This window comes from Trichocoleus sp. DQ-A1, assembly GCF_039961955.1.
Taxonomy (GTDB): Bacteria; Cyanobacteriota; Cyanobacteriia; order Cyanobacteriales; family FACHB-T130; genus FACHB-T130.
Genome location: NZ_JAMPKE010000031.1, coordinates 1 through 20,689, shown reverse-complemented (window position 1 = coordinate 20,689; position 20,689 = coordinate 1). Strand labels below are relative to the sequence as shown.

The following is a 20,689-nucleotide window of genomic DNA, read 5'->3' as shown; positions in this document are numbered from 1 at the left end:
GTTTTCTTATGTATTTAGAAAGATGCAGTATCGGCGATTTGGGCGTACAGAATTACAAATGCCCGTGTTTTCTTGCGGGGGAATGCGCTATCAGTTTAAGTGGCAGGATGTCCCTGGATGGAGAATTCCTCGCGATAATCAACGGAATGTAGAAGTAACGATTCGTCGAGCCTTAGAAGTCGGAATCAATCACATTGAAACTGCCCGTGGTTACGGCACTTCCGAAATGCAGTTGGGGCGGATTTTGCCGACTTTTCCCCGCGAAAAACTGATTGTCCAGACGAAAATCAGCCCTAAAACAGAGAGTAAAGAATTTCGCCAGGAATTTGAGAAGTCCCTAGCTTACTTAAAGCTAGATTACGTTGATTTGCTGTCGCTACACGGCATCAATACCGCCGATTTGCTACACGATAGCATCAAACCGGGCGGCTGTCTGGAAGTGGCGCGACAGCTACAAGAACGAGGCAAAGTTCGGTTTATTGGCTTCTCGACGCACGGGCCAAGTGATGTAATTGTGAAGGCGATTGAGACGAACCAGTTTGACTACGTTAACCTGCACTGGTACTACATCAATCAATTCAACTGGTCTGCCATTGAGGCAGCTTCTCGGCACGATATGGGCGTTTTTATTATCAGTCCTTCAGAGAAAGGAGGAATGCTGTTTAAACCGCCACAAAAATTGGTGGATTTGTGCTATCCCCTCAGCCCAATCGTGTTTAACGATGTATTCTGTCTGAGTCATCCGCAGGTGCATACTCTTAGTGTGGGGGCGTCACGACCAGAGGACTTTGACGAACACTTGAAGACCTTGCCGCTGTTAGAGAATGCAGAGGCGGTTTTGGTGCCAATTCTGCATCGTTTAGAGAAAGAAGCGATCGCTACCTTAGGAGAAGACTGGGTAAAAACCTGGCACGTTGGTTTACCAAAGCCAGAAGCAACGCCGGGGGGACTAAATATCCAAGTGATTCTGTGGCTGAGAAATCTAGCGATCGCCTACGATATGATCGAGTACGCTAAAATGCGCTACAACCTGCTGGGCAACGCCAGCCACTGGTTTCCTGGAGCCAAAGCGGATCGGGTTCGAGAACTAGACCTCCGCCAATGTCTTACCCATAGTCCCCACGCCGACAAAATTCCCGCATTGCTGGAAGAAACTGACCGAATGCTAGGCGGTCAAACCCTCAAACGCTTATCCCAAACCTAAAATGGTATGAGTTGAGGTAATGGCTAATCAAAGAGTGGCTAATCGAAAAGTGGCTCTTGAACAATCCTTCAATTAGCCATCAGCAATTAGCCATTCATATTTAACAATGCCGCGATCGCCCAATTATACTCAGCTATCTGAGACAGAAACTTACAGCGAAATTATTGATGTCCGCTCACCCAGCGAATTTGCTGAAGATCGGATACCCGGTGCCATTAACCTGCCCGTTCTGGATGACGAGGAACGCGCTAAAGTCGGAACGCTCTACAAACAAGTTTGTCCTTTCACTGCCCGTAAACTAGGAGCGACCTTAGTCGCTCAAAATATTTCCCGTCACCTCACCCATCACTTTGCCGAAAAAGACAAAGACTATCATCCCCTCGTGTACTGCTGGCGGGGAGGACAGCGTTCTAACAGTTTGGCAACCGTCTTGAGTCAAATTGGTTGGCAAGTCACTGTCCTCGAAGGGGGCTACAAAACCTATCGTTCCTTGGTACGCGAGCAACTGCAAGCCCTCCCGGAACGCTTTACCTTCCGGATATTATCTGGAATGACTGGCAGCGGTAAAACCCACATTTTGCACCGTCTGGCTGAGTTTGGCATTCAGGTGCTGGATCTGGAAGGTTTGGCAAACCATCGCGGTTCTCTCCTGGGTGAAGAGTGGGAGAGTGGGAGTGGCGCTGAGGAGCAGCTTGTAGAAACAAGGGCGATCGCATCTGGAGCTGAGGGGAAATTACCGATAACCCATCCCCAGCCTCAGCCATCCCAAAAACACTTTGAATCCCTGCTACTGCAACAGTTGCAAAGCCTCGATCCCAACTTTCCCGTATGGGTGGAAGCGGAGAGTAATAAAATTGGGCGGATTTATGTGCCCCCATCTCTTTGGCAGCAAATGAAACAAGCAAGCTGTGTAGAAATTGAGATGCCTGTAGAAGCTAGAATTCAGTGGCTTTTGCAAGAATATCCTCACTTAATGACCCACCCGGAAGTTTTAAAAGCGAAGTTGCACAGACTAAAATCCCGCTATGGCTGGGAAAAACTCCAAGAATGGTACCAGCTCATTGATACCCAACAGTGGGAAAGATTGGTGAGAGACTTGCTAGAGTGCCACTACGATCCGAGCTACAACCATGCTATCCGTCGCTGCTTTCCCAATTTAGAGCGGGTGGTTTCCCTGGCGGATTTATCGGATGCGAGTGTTGATGCTTTGGTCAAAATTTTAGATTTAAGCGCAAGTTCTACGAGCGAACAACCAAAATCTATCCGTTGCTCAACCCCAGCCTAATCATCCAAAATCTAAAGTCGAAAATCAAAATTGAAAATACGGAAGCCCCATTAGATGTTCTAAATTGTTCTAACATCAATGGGGCTGAGGACGCAGTTAGGAGGTATCTTGCAGTCCAACTTATCCGCAGAAATTTCCACAAGCCGAGACTCTTAATAAGTTTTTAAGAAACTATCCATCAGTTATTCGCCATTTGCCCTTAGCCTTTGTCTTTTTGAAGCTCTCTAAGGGCGGAAGTCGCTCTCTGAGAGCCTTCCTTCTGACCTTGACGCTGGTAAAGGTCGCGGGCTTGCTCAAAAGCTACGATCGCTTCCGGTACTCTTTCTCGCTTTCTCAACGCCACTCCCAGATTGTAGTAAGCTTGTGCATTTTCCGGCGACAGTTCTACCAACCGCCGATAGGCAACAATTGCCATTAGGTAGTCCTGCTGCTTTAACAAAATATCAGCGATCGCTGTCTGAGCTTCCACGAGATCGGGTTTGATCTTCACTGCCTGTTGATAAGCCTTTAAGGCATCATCCAGATTATTCCCGGTTTGCAAAATTCTGCCAATTTGGAGGCTAATCTGAGCATTGCGAGGTTCAATCTTGGCTGCCCGTTCTAAAGCCGCCATCCCAGCCGTGACGTTGCCTTGCTTCATGTAGGCGTCTCCCAAGTTCAACTGCACGCCGCTGTCATTTGGGGCGAGAGCAACAGCCTGTTGGAGTGCTTGAATCGCTTCTGCGGGACGCCCCTGCTTCAGGAAGGCGGAGCCGATAAATTCATAAGCTTGTAGATTTTTCGGATCGAGCTGGAGGGCAGTTTCATAGGCTTGCATTGCGCCTTGATAATCTTTTAGACGCTGTAATACCACCCCTAATCCTAGATAGGCATTCAGGTTCTTGTTGTCGATCTGGGCAGCACGCTGGTAGGCAGCTGCGGCACTGGCATTGTCTCCAAGATTCGCGAGAGCGTACCCCAATGCATACTGAAAATCAGCATTCTTCGGTTCGAGGGTGACAGCCTGTTGATAAGCTTTAGCGGCTTCTCGGTAGTTGCCCTGAACTGCTTGTAAATAGCCGATGGCGGAGAAGATACGGGCATTTTCGCGATCGAGAGCCGCAGCTTGTTGATAAATTGTCAAGGCTCTGGCAATATCTCCCGTATCCACCAACTTACGCCCCTGCCGCAGCAGTTCGCTCACCTGCTGTTGACTGCCTTGGGCTACCAGTGGAGCCGCTTGGACAACTGGCATTTTGATGGTAGCGATCGCTGGCACCAACAAGAGACTAGCTACTAATAAAGTCTGTTTTTGCACGGTCGATTTATCTTGAGTTTCTACAATGGCTCAGTGTTTCTATTCCGGAAGCATGAATCCAGAATGGCTAAACACAGCAGAGGGATGAGCTTTACCTCGTCTACACCCCAAATTTGCCTAAAAAGAAATTTTGACGAGGACAGTTAATGATTGTAACAACAACTGATGTCGTTCACAAAGCTGTGTTAAGAGCGTATTTAGCAATTATCACCGCTGAAGGCGTCTCGGCTAGTCGTGACCTGTGGTTTTTTTGGCTGGGGTTGGGGATATTATCGGCTGACGGAATGGCAGTTATATATCTGTAGTTTTTGAGCAGAACGGGGTGTGATAGCAGAGTGACCAGCCTGGCTTTTTATTGCTCATTACTGTCACGGAAACAGCCGTAAAGCTCTACTAATTTATTAATAATTGCGATCGCGCTTTTCACTTAAATAGAACACATATTTCTATCGATAGATATCCTGATTATTCCTACTGATAGATATACCCAGAAAAATACCAGTATAAAGTATAACTCAAGGGTGAAAGTTAGAAGAAAGTAGCTCTATAAAAAATAGAAACAGGAAGAGCGGTGAGCAATGTCATACACAAATCGAGAAGACAGGGTTGTTATTGAGCCAACTGCTGGCAATCAAATTGTTGAGTACCACGATCGTGTAAGGTGGGGTCCCATTTTTGCCGGTATTGTTACTGCTTTAGCTACTCAGTTAATTCTGAGTGCTTTAGGAGCCGCAATTGGTGCTACTAATATTTCCGGTTCCGGCGCACCTAGAACCTATGCCGATGATGTTGGCAGAGCGGTCGGAATTTGGTCTATTATCTCTTTGTTTATTTCCCTTTTGGTGGGTAGTTGGGTAGCAGCCCGTGCCAGTGGTCCGATGAACCGGAATACAGCAATGTTAAATGGAGCCATTCTTTGGGCTACAACTTTGGCATTGAGTTCCTGGTTGTTAGCAAGTGGAATCTCAGGCGCATTCGGTATTGTAGGTGCGAATGCTGGGGAAATCGTCAATCAAGCGCAACAAGGTGCAGTGAACGTACCCAACGACGCGCCGAATGTAACGGCTCAGCAAACTCGTGATATTGCGGGTGCAACAGCGAAGGCAGGTTGGTCGTTTACAATTGGTTCACTCTTAGGTTTAGCAGCATCGCTGATTGGCTCATCTATGGGTGCCCGGACTCCTCGGCATCACACATAAGAATTGATGACTCAAAATCAAATTTGCAGGCTTATTTTAGCCACCAGTAAAAACACCTTTTCAAAGGTGTTTTTTTTGCAGATAAATTGTGAACTGCCGCAAGATTATCGCTGGCGACTGTAGCGTCCAATGAGTTCTGCTGCTGCCAGAATATGACCATTCATTGCCGCTTCTACCTTGTTTTTAGTGGCACCCGCTGCTAAATCTAACAGTCGATCGAGTGCGTAGAGTTTGAAAAAGTACCGATGCGTACCACTAGGCGGGCAAGGGCCACCATAACCTAAATTGCCAAAATCATTTTTACCTTGGACGCCCCCCTCAGCGAGGTTTGCTTCGCTGGGAATGCCGCCAGGTAGATGGCGAATTTCAGGTGGGAGATCGTAGAGAACCCAATGGACAAAAATGTCCCCAGGCGCATCCGGATCGTCAACGATTAAAGCAAGGCTCTGAGTACCCTCTGGCGGGGAGTTCCAGCTAAGAGAGGGGGAAATATTTGCGCCGTCGCAGGTGTATTTAGACGGAATTACACTGTTTTCAGTAAAAGCCGTACTCTCAAGTTTCATCGTCTTTAGTGTCAGAGATTGACGATTGATAGGGGTGATTAGCGAATCGTTCTTACTTGCAGAACTCTAAGCGCTTAGCGGTAGTCCTGCTAATGCCAGTAGATTAGCGTTTTGGCACAGGGTAATTCTTCAACCAATAGGCTTAGCCACAGAAATATTCTGCGATTTACTGGTAGTCAATTACGATTGCTTTAGATGGTTTAGGGTAAAAGTTGTTCGTATTCATCCATATACAGCTAGAAAAGGATGCGATCGCTTCCTCTAAACTTTGCTTGCACCACGCCAACCACTTCATCTAGGTTGTTTCCACAACCATAGTGCGAGACGCGATCGCGTTAGCTCAATCAAAATAAATATAGATAAGACAATCGATTCAGCACAACGCATGACCACAACCGCAGTCAATCCCTATCTAGATGGCAACTTTGCGCCAGTACGGGAAGAAATCGCACCCACCAACCTGAAAGTAATCGGCGAACTACCCCCCAATTTATCCGGGATGTTTGTGCGGAATGGCCCCAATCCTCAATTTCCACCTATCGGCAACTATCACTGGTTTGATGGGGATGGAATGTTGCACGGAGTGCGAATAAATAACGGCAAAGCTCAATATCGCAACCGTTATATCCGGACGCAGGGATTTAATCTTGAACGCGAAGCGGGTAAGGCAATTTGGACGGGGTTGATGGAACCGTCACGAGGCAACAATCCCTATAATTTTCCTAAAAATACCGCTAACACCGCTCTAGTGTGGCACGATGGACGGCTGCTGGCGCTCTGGGAAGGCGGTGAACCTCACACTATTAAGGTTCCCAGCTTAGAGACATCAGGTGCTTACTCTTACGATGGCAAGCTGGTTTCTGCCTTTACCGCTCATCCGAAGGTCGATGCCGAAACGGGCGAGATGATGTTTTTTGGCTACTCGTTTGCCCCACCGTACCTGAAATACAGCGTCGTTTCAGCTAAGGGTGAGCTGTTGCGAACCGTTCCCATCGACTTGCCGATGGGGGTGATGATGCACGATTTTGCCATCACCGAACACTACACAATCTTTATGGATCTGCCGCTAACTTTCAGCATGGCACGAATGCAGCAGGGTAAACCACCATTGATGTTTGAGCGCGATCGCCCTAGTCGTTTCGGCATTGTCCCCCGTCATGGCGATAACAGCAACATTCGCTGGTTTGAAAGTCCCCCCTGCTATGTCTTCCATACCCTCAATGCCTACGAAGAGGGAGATGAAGTGGTGCTTGTTGCTTGTCGCATGAGTTCCACCAGTGTTTTAACGACTGATATGACCCCTGGTGAAAGTGAGGGAGACGCGGGTCGTTTGTACCAATGGCGCTTTAACCTCAGCACGGGTACGGTAAAAGAGGAAATGCTGGATGATGCGCCATCAGATTTCCCCCGCCTGAACGAACAGCGAATGGGACGACCGATGCGCTACGGTTATACCGCAAAGATGGCAAATAATCCGATGCCTCTGTTTGAAGGGGTCATCAAGTATGACTTTAAGAATGGTAAGTCCGAAACTCACGAATTCGGACGCGGACGCTATGGTGGCGAGGCGGTATTTGTTCCTCGTCCCGATGCGACTGCTGAGGATGACGGTTGGCTAATGACTTTTGTCCACGATGATGAAGCAGACACTTCGGAACTGGTGGTCGTAAATGCCCAAGACGTGACATCTGAACCAGTGGCGCGTGTCCTCATCCCCCAGCGGGTGCCTTACGGTTTCCACGGGGCATGGGTTTCTGAGGAACAGTTAAGCGCTTCTGTCTAATTTGTGGTGAGATGCGATCGCATTTTTGAAATCGTCAAAGATGCGATCGCTACAATTCAAACAACCCTAAGCTCCAGGCACCGCAATATGATACAAAAACTACCTAGCAATACCGCGCCAGCTATCAAATGAGGAACGCTGCTGCGAGAAAGAGGGATTAACCCCTAACGATTGTAAAGTGCGATCGCTCTGTTGATATTGCATCCTGGATATTCCGACAAACTGCATTGGCAATGGCTACTGGCTTATCGGCATCTCAATGATAAATTCAGTACCAAGACCTGAAGAAGAAACACAACTGAGCTTTCCATTGTGTTTGTCTACCACGATCTGGTAGCTAATCGATAATCCCAAACCAGTACCAGAACCTACAGGCTTGGTTGTAAAAAATGGGTCAAATATTTTCTTTTTTACATCCTCAGTCATTCCCGATCCATTGTCAGCAATTCTAATTCTGACTGAATTAGAAGAAGCCATTTCTGTGTAAATACTAATAGTAGGCTTTTTATCAGATACTTCTCCAGAGTTTCTTATTTCCTCTAAAGCATCGATTGCATTACTTAGAAGATTCATAAATACCTGATTTAGCTCAGAAGCGTAACAAAAAATTCGTGGCAGTTGACCGTAATTTTTGATTACTTCAATACCAGAATGCAAACTATCTTTCTTGAGCCGATGCTGCAAAATCAGCAAAGTAGATTCGATGCCCTCATGGATATCAACTGGTTTCATTTCAGCTTGATCCAGCCGTGAAAAATTCCGCAAGCTAAGGACAATATCTCTGATACGCTCTGCCCCTACTTTCATGGAATCAAAAAGTTTTTGCAAGTCTTCTACCACAAAATCCAACTCGATTTCTGACATCGCCTTCTGAATCGCAGGTGTAGGATTTTGATACTCCTGCTGATAGACGCCAATCAAAGCAAGCAGGTCTTGGATATAGTTATTGGCATAGTCAATATTGCCATAGATAAAGTTGACAGGGTTATTAATTTCGTGAGCAATTCCAGCAATCATCTGTCCCAAACTAGACATCTTTTCAGTTTGAATGAGTTGGGATTGAGTTTGTTGTAGTTCGCGTAAAGTCAATTCTAACTTTTTCGCTTGTTCTCTCAATTGTGCTTCTGATTGTTGTTGTGCCAACTCGGCTAGCTTGCGGTCGGTAATATCCAGTGCTGTCCCTAATAACTTAGTCACCTTACCAGAAGCATTGCAAGTAGGTTCCCCCTTGACAAAAATATATCTAATAGAACTATCTGGGCGAAAGATTCTCAACTCCAACTCATAAGCCTTCCCTCTTTCAATCGCTAGGTCTACTGATTTTAACCATAAGTCAACGTCATCTGGATGAATCAGGTTTTCATGTTCCCTGAAAGTGGGTTCAGGTTGTTCGGGGTGGAGACCAAAAATCCGGAATAGTTCATCGCTCCAATTAACTTCTTGCGTTTCTATATCAAATTGCCAGCTACCTAGATGTGCTAGTCTCTGAGCTTCTGCAAGCCTAGCTTCTTTGAGTTTTAATTCTCGCGTGCGCTCCTGTACTCGGTGTTCCAAAGTACGCGAATAATCTTCTAGTTGCTCGTTAGCTGTAGCTAAATTAGTGTAAAGTAGAGCATTTTCTAGAGAAATAGCTGCTTGAGAAGATAGCAGCTTTAGGACTTCCATTCGATTAGGAGTAAATGCCCCAACCGTTAAATTATTTTCCAAGTAAAGAATAGCAATAAGCCTACCGCTATTAATGATAGGAATACATAAGACTGATTTCAATTTCTGATTTTGAATATAGGTGTCATTTGTAAATCTTCCCTCCCAAGCTGCATTTTCTAAAACCACATCAGAACGAGTTCTCGCTACATAATTGATTACCGTTACGGGTAAATCTTGGCTAGTTTCCATTGGGACAGATTGCTGCACAACTACTTCTAATGAATCTATTGAGGCAGCAGCTTCAATCAACAATTTTCCATTTTTCGGTAAGACGAGAAAACCTTTTATCGCTCCAGCATTTTCAATAGATACTTTCATTAAGGAAGCGAGCAACTTATCCAGCACAATTTCTCCAGAAATCGCCAGAGATGCTTTCATCACTGTGGCTAAATCCAGCACTGAAACTTCACCACTAGTAGTCATTTTTGAGGTTGTGGCAGTATCTTCACTCGAATTCGGCTCTGTTGATTGCATCTGGGAAATTAAGTATGGATACTCTATTTCCAACTCTTTAACTTTGGCGGTTGCTCCCCAGCGAACATAGCCATAATATGCTTCACTCATATGATCTCTAGCGATTTTTTCTCTTCCCAGAGCTAGATAGAATTCAGCCGCCCGCTCATAAGCTAGCGCTTCTTCTTGGATATATCCCTGAATTCTTGCTCCATTTATCGCTCGGTCATAATACTCCATTGCTTTGAGCGTTTGACCTGAAACTCGGTAAATCTCTGCCTGTATTAACTCATACTTATGTTGAGAATTTGTAGGGGCATGAGTTGCCCATTGCTGCATTTTTTCCTGATTCTTCGCCACAATAGCCATGTATTCCTGTTGCTCTGTGGCTGTAAGGTTAGGGTACTGGGCAAGGAGGGCTAAAGAATAGTAGAGATTATATTCAACAAATACTATTAGGGCTGTGATAGGTTGAGTATGCTGCGATGCTGCTCTAGCATTTTCAATTGCTTTATCGTAATCTTTAAACAAATAAGCCAGCATCAATTTATAAAAATATACAGCAAATACAGATTGTAAATTATTGGTTTCCAATAAATGGGGTAGCATTTCTGTTTCATTAAAATATTTACCAGATAGACAAGATTTTTTAGATGATTCGTCAATCAAATTAGAAACAACTTGTCCACCTATGCTGGCATAGTAAAGCTGAAATTCTTTTTTAAACTTGCCGATCATTTCAATATAGTTAGCTTGTTTTTGCGTAACAATTTCTAGATATTCGCCAGCTAGAAATGAATGTTCGCAGTAGAATAGAGCAGAATGACAAGCAAATTCTATATCACCGACTTCTAGCCCACTTTGAATTGATTGCTGCAATAATTCTATTGTTTCTTTAATATGCTCTTTCCAATGTAAAATACAAGCACAATAGCTGCTGTATATTTTTGATTTAATTTCTTTGGCATAAAGCTTATCTAATAGATGAAAAGCTAGTTTGCCAAATTTATATCCGGAATCAATATCTGCCATTGGCCCGCACAAAAGCAAGCCATAAGTGCTATAGCCATAGATAGCTAGGGAAGAATTCCCATATTGGCTACACAGCTTGACCATTGTGTAGACAATTGGTAACGCAATCGCGCTACTTGAGATAAAGGCAGGGGGAGAAATTGTTATCAAAATCTTCATAGCTGCCATTTTATAAGGGTCGGTCATTTCTGGAAGGTTATAACAGTCCTCAATATTTAGGTGTGGCGAAGGTTTTTGTTCTAAGGGCACTTCCAACATTTCCAAAACTTGCTGACCGAGTTCTATGGCTGCTGGCAACTGATTTTGGGCAATATGATATTGAATTTTTATTTCATTAATCTTCACTCTATCTAATAGAGTTTTTGCATTTTGAAGCGCTACTTCAGCTAGTATTTTTGATTGTTCGAAATTCGTGTTGAGGTATTCTGCTTCTGCTGCTGATACATAGAGTTTATTTGTCAGCTCGTAGTTGCAAACCCAACTGTCTGCTGCCAAGAGTCCCAAACCGATGTTGAGATAATTGACGGCTGCTTGATAAGCGGTCGCTGTACTAGCTTTCTGACCAGCAATGAGATTAAAATGAGCCAGTTCATCTCTTTGGGATTGACAGTTTAGTAATTCAGTACCAAAATTTAATTGGTTAACCAGAGCAAAAATATTTTCTTCTCTTTCTTCAGGAGAAGTATTTTCTAGCAGCAGTTGACCAATTTTTAGGTGAGTGGCTTTTTTCTCAAGGTTGGGTATAAGAGAATAGGCTGCTTGCTGTATCCGATCATGTAAAAACTTATAGCTAATCTTTATATCATCAAGAACCAAAGTTCCCTGTTGTAACTGGTCAAAAGATAATGGGATTTTGTAAGCATCGCTTAGAGGCAAAATCAAACCTGTTTGAAGTGCATCCCACAAGTCTGTTGCTGTAGCTGATTGAGTTTTTTCATTCACGATTGCCAAAACATCTAAATTAAACTGGTTGCCAATACAAGCAGCCAGTTTTAAGACTTGCTGTGTTGCATCGGGTAACTTTTGAATATTTCTGGCAATCAATTCAACAATGTTACAATCCGTAATTCCAACTGCTTGAATTTCTTCTATATCCCACTGCCATCTACCTTGGCTGAAGTTATAAATTAGCAGTTTTTCGGCGTATAAAGTTTTTATTAATTGGGTCAAGAAGAAAGGATTTCCTTGAGTTTTATTAAAAAGGAGAGACGCGAGATTTTGTGCCTCTCCTCGCTCTGTACATACATTTTCATGAAGAGTATCTGCAACTAACAAGCTGACGCAATCGCTATCTAAAGGTCGAAGAGTGATATTATTCACTACAGCGCCTAGAACCTGTATTTTCTCAATCGCTTGGATTAACGGATGCGTTGGACTAACTTCGTTATCGCGGAATGCTCCAATTGTTAATAGATGCTGGCTATCTGGGTCAGTTACTAACAGTTCAATTAACTTAAGCGATGCAGAATCAGCCCACTGTAAGTCATCTAAGAATAAGACTAGCGGGTGTTCTTTTTGGCAAAAAACCCGGATAAATTGTTGAAACACTCGATTAAATCGGTTTTGTGCTTCAGATGGTCCTAATTGTGTTAGTTCTGGTTGTTCGCCAACAATCAGTTCTACTTCGGGAATGACATCGATAATTACCTGACCATTTTCTCCCAAAGCCGCTTTAAGCTTTTCTTTCCAAATGTCTATCTGTTCCGAACTTTCAGTTAACAGTTGTCGCATCAATTCAGAAAAAGCTTGAATTAAAGCAGCATAAGGAATGTTTCGCTTGAACTGGTCAAACTTGCCATTAATAAAATATCCTCGTACTCCCACAATTGGTTTATGGACTTCATTCACTACACTTGTCTTACCAATTCCTGAGTAACCACTTACCAGCATCATCTCAGCTGCTCCAAGGCTAACTCGCCCGAAAGCATCCATTAAGGTGGCTACTTCGGTTTCGCGTCCGTAGAGTTTTTGCGGGATTAGCAGAAGGCTGGCGCGATCGCGCTGACCGCAGATAAAATCTTCAATTTCTCCTGTTGTTTCAAGCTGAATTAAACAATTTTCGAGGTCAAATTTTAGACCAGCAGCGCTTTGGTATCTGTCTTCAGCTGTCTTGGTAAGTAACTTCATCACGATCTCAGAAACAGGGAGAGGAATTTCTGGCACCAACACATGAGGAGGGATTGGTTGTTTGGCAATATGACAGTGAACTAATTCCATCGCGTCGGTTGTTTCAAATGGCAGTTTCCCCACGAGCATTTCATAAAGAGTTACACCCAAAGAATAAAAGTCGGTGCGGTAGTCAATAGAACGATTCATCCGACCCGTTTGCTCTGGTGACATATAGGCAAGCGTGCCTTCGATCAAATTGGGACTGCTGATTGTTTGGTTCTCTAGGGATAGACGGGATGCAATGCTAAAATCAATAATTTTAACTTCCCCTGTTTCTTGATTAAAAATGATGTTATGTGGCTTAATATCTTTATGAATAATATTGTGAGAATGGAGTTCTCCAATAATTTCTGAAACCTGAACTGCTATCTTAAGAACAATTTTAAAATTTATAGGTTTTTCGGCAATAACTTTATCAAGCGATTCTCCCCCAGAATCTTCTAAAACTAGCGCAAATCCATTCTTATGATTCTCAAGTCCTAGGGTTTTCACAACTCCCTTAGCATTTAAAGCTTTAATAATTTCATATTCATTTTTTATCCTGGCAATATCTTTCGGACTTGGATAATTATTTTTAATTAATTTGAATACGAGCGATTTTTTATCCTGATGCCTTTTTCCTTGATAAACAACAGTTCTTGTACCTTCGTAGATTTTATTTGTAATTTCGTATCCTGATATTAAGACCATCACTTTTACCCTTCTTGTTTAAAAAGTCAAAGAAATCTAAAATTTCTACTAATTCATTCTTTTAATGCTACATCTACTATTGCGATCGCCTAGCGGCGCGGATGCGCGCTTCGGATGCTGCGATGATTCGGGAACAGCCGAATCGCCGCCCTTACGAGCCGCTGTAGAGGCACTAGAGAGCGCTATTGCAGACATACAGTGAAATGGTATTTGCAAAACTGCTTTTAAACAAAAAAATACCTCACTGTTAATCTTATATATCAAAAATCTATCCCAAGATAGATACAGACGCGACGTATCGCGTCTGTATGAGAAGTTACTACCTTAAAAGATTTTCCGATACACAGTGATGCGTATCCTGGGCTTCACTCAACAGGCAGATCGCGGAGTTGGCTCAAAATGGGGATATACCTCAGTTTCAAATAGGTCCTGGATTTCTTGAGACTTTTGCTTCACTAAGTTCTTGTAATCCTGACGCACAGGGATGTTGTACGTGGCTGTGCGGGGGGCGATTTTTTCCAACCACGCGGTGTGAATCGTCAAGCTAAACTTCAGTGAAGGATGGCTCAATCTACACCGGGGACCATCCTCCACATTTTGAGCATCGAAAATCCAAATTTCGTTGCCGTCTGGCGTGAAAACGGTGCAAACAATGTAACCATCGGTTGAACTGTCTTCTGAACTCTCTTCGCCGTTGCGGCGTGGCATAAACTGCGGCGAACTGACAATATAGCCAGCAGGGAACTGATAGCGATCGCCAATCTTCAGCGACTCCTTCGACGATGTGTTTAACCGGAACAAAGAAGCGGGTATACCAGCCTCTGCAAGGCGAAGCATCTCCGTCCGCGGTACTACCCGGTACTTATAGTCTTTGTACAGGTCGAAGACAAACTGCGTCAGCAACTGCTTCCATAGCCCAAAAGAGATCCAGTAAAGATTATCCAGATGTTTCGGAGGCTTGCCATCAGGCAAGAGACTGCGATAAGCATAGAGTCCTACGCCCCAGGTACACTCAGCATCGGAAATTACCTTCGACTCCAAAATTTGACCGCTTTCTCCATCTATTACATAGCGTCCCATCCGGCTGATGTCCATCTCATCGTGTTGCATCCCACACAGGCGAGACGGGACAGAAATCTTAGGATTGTAGGCAGAGACATCATACTCGCGGAGCCATTCAGATACATCCCAAGCACAAATATGAGATGCGTGGAGGGTAATGTTTCCATCTGGATTCGCATAATCCAACAGAAAATGAGCCGCTTCCAGGGGAATCACAACCCGTTGTGCGACAACTTCAACTTCTTGCTGACTGCACGCTGGGCGCTGTCCCGCTTTCAAGTCAGCGCGGCGCACGATGTACACGACAGAATCAGCTAACTCTCGAAGTGTAAGTAAGTCTCTGATGAGTCTTTTGGTCGCCTTACTTTTGGGGATAGGGTTACTGAGCAACTGCTCTACCCCAGTCGTGAAGGCTGTGTCCATCAGCACCAGATAATCTTCTGTCAACCCAATCTGATGGATAGTTTGCTTAATCTTGACGGGGGTTCTATCTGGTAATACCAGCTTCCAGCGCTCTAAGTTATTTACACCATCCCAGCGGAGCAAATAGACGAAATCTTTAAATTCTATGTTGGTAGTTCTCTCAAGCAACCTCATATAAAATTCCAAGATATTTTGAGAGATATTGGAGAATGCTTTGAGAAAATCTTGCACAAAGTCTTGTGCTTCGATAAATCGGGCAAGTTCTTTGAGGAGTTCCTCGATTTGTTCTGGAAGTTCATCCAGATCGTAAATTAAGGGAATGGTTTGGAGAATATTCGCTACTGATTTACCGTAATTGACCGTAAACATTTCGCTTTTTTCAGGGTCAAAAACCGGATGTGCGGTACTCAAAACGGGTGGAAAGGGAAACTTTAAGGAAGTTTCGGATTGCCACTCTGTATTAGCTCCGATCGGAGTTACAACCTCCAGCGTTTTGGTATCAATTTCGTAGGGACGACCAGCATCATAGGTTACTAGCAGACGCTCGTTGGCATCGTCTCGAAATTTAATGGGCAGAAAAGCTGTATTCAACTCGTTGCGGAAGCCAAGAGAAAGAGAAAATCGCGAAATGCCATGATTGCGAAATTGATACTTGACATACTCGCTGCCAGGTCGGGTTGCCTTATCGGCGTAGTAACATGGCGGCTTAACCAGCCGCGTTTTCAACCCCACTTCACCTTGGCGATCAAAGTCAAGCCGATAAATCATCCCATCGCCACCTAAAAGGGAAGTTCCGTCAGCATCTGGAGCATCTCCGGAGTTGACAGAGCCTACTGGCGCAACGATAAAGACGTGACCCTGCAAATCATCTGGTAACTCTCCATGAATCTGCATTTTGATGTCGCTAAGTTCGTAGCGATTTGCCGTCATTATTGACTCTGGAACTGGCGGACAACAGCCTGGTACAGATGAGATTGAGTCAAGAATTGGTTCTTTCATGTTATGGCTGCCTAGGTCTCTATTGAAGGAAGTAAAATACTCAAGAAATTGCTGAAAGTAATCCATTAACAAACTTACGCAATGTGAAACTTCTTCTTAGCCCTCCTAAAAAGTAGGGTTAGGGGAGTGTAAACGTAATACCATTAGGGCTTATCGATGCAAAATTTGAATTGTTGTAACTGCCTAGATGCAAGGCTTTCACAATTCAAATTTAAAATCTCAAATGGTAGAAACTGTACCAATTTAGATTCTCCTTAAAAAAGAAGAGTTCTAATCTCTAAAGCTGTACATTGCGTAAACTTGACTCCTTTGAAACTGTCTGGCTTTTTGCACAGCCGTTTCAGCATCGGAGATTATCCAATTTGCTCATGAAACTGTATATCTAGGCTGTCTTTGAATCCGAGCGTTTTCAAAGCGATACAGAAACTCCCCTGTAGATAACTGATATTTACCTACAAATTCCTAGAGTCATTTTCCGTTCGCTGGATATTATTTTTAAGCGATTCTCATATCCAGTCGCCGCGCGATCGCTATCTTTCTTGCAACACGTCCCCGATTATCTGCTTTGACAACTGCTTTGATAATGGTTGCTTGCAGATAATCCTGACAGCTCTATTATTTTCTTTTGGAATAATTATGATATATAAGGTGGGCAATGCCCACCTTATATCTGACTATTTAAGCGCTGAAGTATTTAGCCGCTGGGTGATAGGCGATAATCGCTGTTGTAGATTGCTCAGGATAGAGTTGTTCGCTTTCATCCATGTGGAGATTGATGCGATCGCTTCCTAGTAACTCCAGCAATTTATATTGATCCTGAATATTCGGACAAGCCGGATATCCAAAACTGTACCGAGAACCTTGATAACGCTGCGCCAGAACATCCCGAATCTTATCCGGTTCTGATGCACCCAAGCCTAACTCCCGGCGGATTCGGGCGTGAAGCCACTCTGCCACAGCCTCCGCCGTTTGTACCGCCAAGCCGTGGAAGTACAGATAATCGCTGTATTGATTATTTGCAAACAACTTCTGCGCGAATTCCGTCGCAATATCCCCCACCGTCACCGCCTGCATCGCAAACACATCAACGTGTCCCGACTCAATAGGTGCAAAGAAATCAGAAATACACAGACGACGCATGGACTTCTGACGAGGGAAATTGAACGTCGCAACAACATTCTTCTCCCTCTCTTCTTTCGCATCTTTACGATTCATAAATTCCGGATCGTACAAATGCAAAGAATTTCCTTTAGCCTGACACGGAAAATACCCGTAAACAACTTGCGGATATAGCAAATTCTCCTCTACAACCCGCTGTTTCCACTCCTTCAAAATTGGGTAAACTTTTTCCTCTAAAAACTGATTGTACTCCTCGCGAGACTGTTCCTGCGGCTTGCGGAATTGCCACTGTCCAGCAATCAAAGCCTGCATATCCAGATAGTCAAACACTTCCTCTAAGGGGATATCTTCAGGCTGTAATAATTTCGTCCCCCAGAAAGGCGGAGTTGGACGCTCAATATCAATCGCCACAGCCTCAGAACGCCGTGTATCTACTTCTACAGGTTGAGCTTCTTGAGCGCTATTCTCTAATGGCACACGAGACGCCGCCTCTACAATAGGCGCATGACCATTTTCCTCAACTTCATCCAAAAATCCCTGCAAATCATCCCAGTTTCCAGCGGATTTCGCAGGCATTAATTTATCCATGAAATGCAGATCGGAAAAAGCATCTTTGCCGTAAATTACCTTACCCTTGTAAGTGTTTTGGCAATCTTCATGGACAAATTTAGGAGTTAACGCTGCACCCCCTAAAATGACTGGAACCGTAATTCCTTTTTGATTGAAAACTTCCAAGTTTTCTTTCATAAAAGCGGTTGACTTCACCAGTAAGCCGCTCATCGCGATACAATCAGCTTTGTGCTGCTCAAAAGCATCAACGATATTATCAACAGGCTGTTTGATGCCAATATTAACTACCTTGTAACCGTTATTTGACAGGATGATATCCACCAAGTTTTTACCGATGTCGTGGACATCTCCTTTAACAGTCGCAATTACTACAGTTCCTTTGGCATTATTTCCAGCATCTTTCTTTTCCATGAATGGCTCTAGATATGCCACTGCTGCTTTCATGGTTTCCGCTGATTGCAATACGAAAGGCAACTGCATTTGTCCGGAACCAAACAATTCGCCAACAACTTTCATCCCATCTAGCAAGAAGGTGTTAATGATATGCAGCGGCGCATATTTCTCTAAAGCTTTGGTAAGTTGATCCTCTAAGCCGATGCGTTCGCCGTCGATAATGTGACGCTTTAGACGTTCTTCTACAGGGAGATTTTCATCACCAGAGCGATCGCGCTTGGTCGTTTTCCCTTCAAATAGCGTTGTCAATTCTCCCAGGGGATCGTAAGTGCAGATGTCTCCATCAAATTGCCGTTCATCGTAGATTAACTTGCGGCAGACTTCTTGATGCTCTGGCTCAATTTTCGCTAGCGGCAGAATCTTGCTAGCGCTGACAATTGCCGCATCCATCCCCACCGCCATCGCTTCGTGCAGAAACATGGAATTGAGGACGACTCGCGCCGCTGGGTTTAAACCGAAGGAAACGTTAGAAACCCCCAAAATCACGTGGCAACCTGGGAGTTCATCTCGAATGCGACGGATGGATTCAATCGTCGCTTTTCCATTAGCTCGGTCTTCTTCGATACCCGTAGAGATCGGGAGGGCGAGAGTATCAAAAAAGATTTCGTAGGATGGAATGCCATATTCGACAGCGGCACGATAGGCACGTTGCGCGATCGCAAACTTTTTCTCAGCCGTCCGTGCCATCCCCTCCTCATCAATCGTCCCAATTACAACGCCTGCACCGTACTTCTTCGCCAACTCCAACACCTTGAAGAAGCGCTCCTCTCCATCTTCATAGTTAGTCGAATTCAGCAGGCACTTGCCTCCGGAAACCTTTAAACCCGCCTCCATCTTTTCCCATTCTGTGGAGTCGAGCATCAAGGGTATCGTCACATTTGTTACCAGCCGTGACACTAATTCATGCATATCCCGAACGCCATCGCGCCCGACATAATCCACGTTGACATCGAGGATGTGCGCGCCTTCCCGCACCTGCGACTTCGCCAAAGACACTAACCCATCCCAATCTTCTCCATTCAGCAAGTCGCGGCACTTCTTAGAACCACTCGCATTCAACCGCTCGCCCACAATCAGGAATGAATTATCCTGCTCGTAAGGTTGGGCGCTGTAAATTGACGCCGCCGCAGGCTCATAACTAAAGTGGCGCTCTTTTGGCTTCAGAGTTTTGCCAATTTCTGCTAATTGTTGAATATGCTCAGGGCGCGTGCCGCAACAGCCGCCAATGATCTGCACACCCCAATCTTCTACAAAGTGCATCAGCGCCATCCGCAATTCCATCGGCGTCAGCTTATAGTGAGCATGACCGCCAATGTTTTCGGGTAAGCCAGCGTTAGGAACGCAGGAAACCACAAACGGGGAGTGCTGGCAAAGATACTTGATATGCTCAGCCATCCGATCTGGCCCCGTGGCACAGTTCAGTCCGAGAATATCAATCGGGTAACGTTCCAAAATCGTCACTACGGCGCTAATCTCAGAACCAACTAGCATCGTACCCATGACTTCCATCGTCACCGACACCATCAACGGGCGTCGTACCCCCTTACGCTGAAAGACTTCCTCAACCGCATTCAGTGCTGCCTTGATTTGCAGCACATCCTGACAAGTCTCGACAAGAAATAAATCGACGCCGCCGTCGTAAAGCGCCTCAGCTTGCTCTTCAAAGGAAGCTTGCAGTGTGTCAAAGTCAATATGTCCCAGCGTTGGCAGCTTGGTCGTTGGCCCTATCGAACCCGCTACAAACCGGGGTTTCTCTGGGGTCGAAAATTCCGCCGCCACGCGCTTCGCCAGTTCTGCCGCCTTCTTATTCAAATAGTAGGCTTGATCCGCCAGGTCGTACTCTGCAAGCACAATCGAGGCACCGCCAAAAGTATCTGTTTCAATCACATCGGCACCGACTGCCAAAAAGTCCCGATGCACCTTCTCTACCGCTTCTGGTTTGGTGTGTACCAGATACTCGTTACAACCTTCGTATTCTGGCCCTCCGAAGTCGGCGGCGGTAAGGTTTTGTGTTTGGAGGTTAGTTCCCATTGCGCCATCGAAGACGATGACAGGACGTTCAGGACTGTGGAGGCGAGTCAAGAAGGGGCTGGTCATAGATGGCGGCGTCTTTAGGAATAGGTAGTTGCGTTAGGCTTTGAACGATCAGCTTAATCTATTTTGCAGACTTTCTCGTTTTCGGAAGTAACTAAAACTATGAAAGTGCAAGACTGTAACGACGTCTTTTGTTCCATAGCAGTCATTTCCTCAAGAAGTCAGAATCTATTTTAACCGAGATTAGTAGTTTAATTGAGCAAAGCTAAGCCATCAGTCTGAAACCTGCTTTGCATTTATTTAAGGCAAGACTTAGACAAAATTTGCAAAATCCCGGCTCCGAGGAAGGGGAGAGATCGCGTCTTCCAGTCAGGTTGAAGAAAGCCTGAGTAGACTTTTATAAAGAATTGATGAAGAAAGCGATCGCTCCTGATTAAACTGCTTTTTTTATTAGTAAAAACAAGAGTTTTCGTGAAAATTAAATTATGCTAACTTTGCATCTAGAAGGGGGTTTCCTGTCGTTATTTACCCTAACGGGACTTAAACAGATTTCAAGCCCAAATAAAACCCAAAGCAGCTTTATAGGCTGAGAATACATCTCGATTAGCGTTCACCCACTCCATAAAACGGAAAGACATCGCTGTCCG

Annotated in this window: 9 protein-coding genes and 1 pseudogene; 5 read left to right on the top strand and 5 right to left on the bottom strand. The window is 44.7% G+C overall.

The annotated features are described in order from the left end of the window. The first annotated feature begins 22 nt into the window (after positions 1 to 22). Together NDI33_RS21945 and mnmH are read left to right on the top strand one after the other, a co-directional pair. Entirely contained in the window at positions 23 to 1,204 is a 1,182-nt protein-coding gene (locus tag NDI33_RS21945) for an aldo/keto reductase (protein WP_190672576.1), read from the top strand. A 106-nt stretch (positions 1,205 to 1,310) separates the two neighbouring features. Beyond that, positions 1,311 to 2,489 (top strand): tRNA 2-selenouridine(34) synthase MnmH, encoded by a 1,179-nt coding sequence (gene mnmH, locus NDI33_RS21940; protein ID WP_190672573.1) that lies wholly within the window; start codon positions 1,311 to 1,313, stop codon positions 2,487 to 2,489. A 199-nt stretch (positions 2,490 to 2,688) separates the two neighbouring features. Here mnmH and NDI33_RS21935 read toward each other — a convergent pair whose 3' ends face one another. Continuing rightward, positions 2,689 to 3,786 (bottom strand): tetratricopeptide repeat protein, encoded by a 1,098-nt coding sequence (locus NDI33_RS21935; RefSeq protein WP_347275844.1) that lies wholly within the window; start codon positions 3,784 to 3,786, stop codon positions 2,689 to 2,691. Between the two features lie 146 nt (positions 3,787 to 3,932). Between NDI33_RS21935 and NDI33_RS21930 the strand changes: the two are divergent. Further along, positions 3,933 to 4,183, top strand: a pseudogene (locus NDI33_RS21930) (hypothetical protein). Positions 4,184 to 4,364: 181 nt separating this feature from the next. Next, positions 4,365 to 4,985, top strand: a complete 621-nt coding sequence (locus NDI33_RS21925) for a hypothetical protein (RefSeq protein WP_190415090.1) — start codon at positions 4,365 to 4,367, stop codon at positions 4,983 to 4,985. Positions 4,986 to 5,089: 104 nt separating this feature from the next. Here NDI33_RS21925 and NDI33_RS21920 read toward each other — a convergent pair whose 3' ends face one another. Further along, complete coding sequence (locus NDI33_RS21920) at positions 5,090 to 5,548, bottom strand: YbhB/YbcL family Raf kinase inhibitor-like protein (protein ID WP_190415089.1); 459 nt, start codon at positions 5,546 to 5,548, stop codon at positions 5,090 to 5,092. 385 nt (positions 5,549 to 5,933) lie between these two features. On the opposite strand from NDI33_RS21920, the gene NDI33_RS21915 reads away from it, so the two are divergent. Further along, positions 5,934 to 7,331 (top strand): carotenoid oxygenase family protein, encoded by a 1,398-nt coding sequence (locus NDI33_RS21915; protein WP_190672571.1) that lies wholly within the window; start codon positions 5,934 to 5,936, stop codon positions 7,329 to 7,331. 237 nt (positions 7,332 to 7,568) lie between these two features. Here NDI33_RS21915 and NDI33_RS21910 read toward each other — a convergent pair whose 3' ends face one another. The 3 genes from NDI33_RS21910 to metH form a co-directional block, all read right to left on the bottom strand. Beyond that, complete coding sequence (locus tag NDI33_RS21910; protein ID WP_190672568.1) at positions 7,569 to 13,382, bottom strand: AAA family ATPase; 5,814 nt, start codon at positions 13,380 to 13,382, stop codon at positions 7,569 to 7,571. A 369-nt stretch (positions 13,383 to 13,751) separates the two neighbouring features. After that, on the bottom strand, positions 13,752 to 15,866 hold the full coding sequence (locus NDI33_RS21905) for a carotenoid oxygenase family protein (protein ID WP_190672565.1): 2,115 nt from the start codon (positions 15,864 to 15,866) through the stop codon (positions 13,752 to 13,754). Positions 15,867 to 16,544: 678 nt separating this feature from the next. Further along, complete coding sequence (gene metH / locus NDI33_RS21900; protein ID WP_190672563.1) at positions 16,545 to 20,105, bottom strand: methionine synthase; 3,561 nt, start codon at positions 20,103 to 20,105, stop codon at positions 16,545 to 16,547. Positions 20,106 to 20,689: the final 584 nt, after the last annotated feature.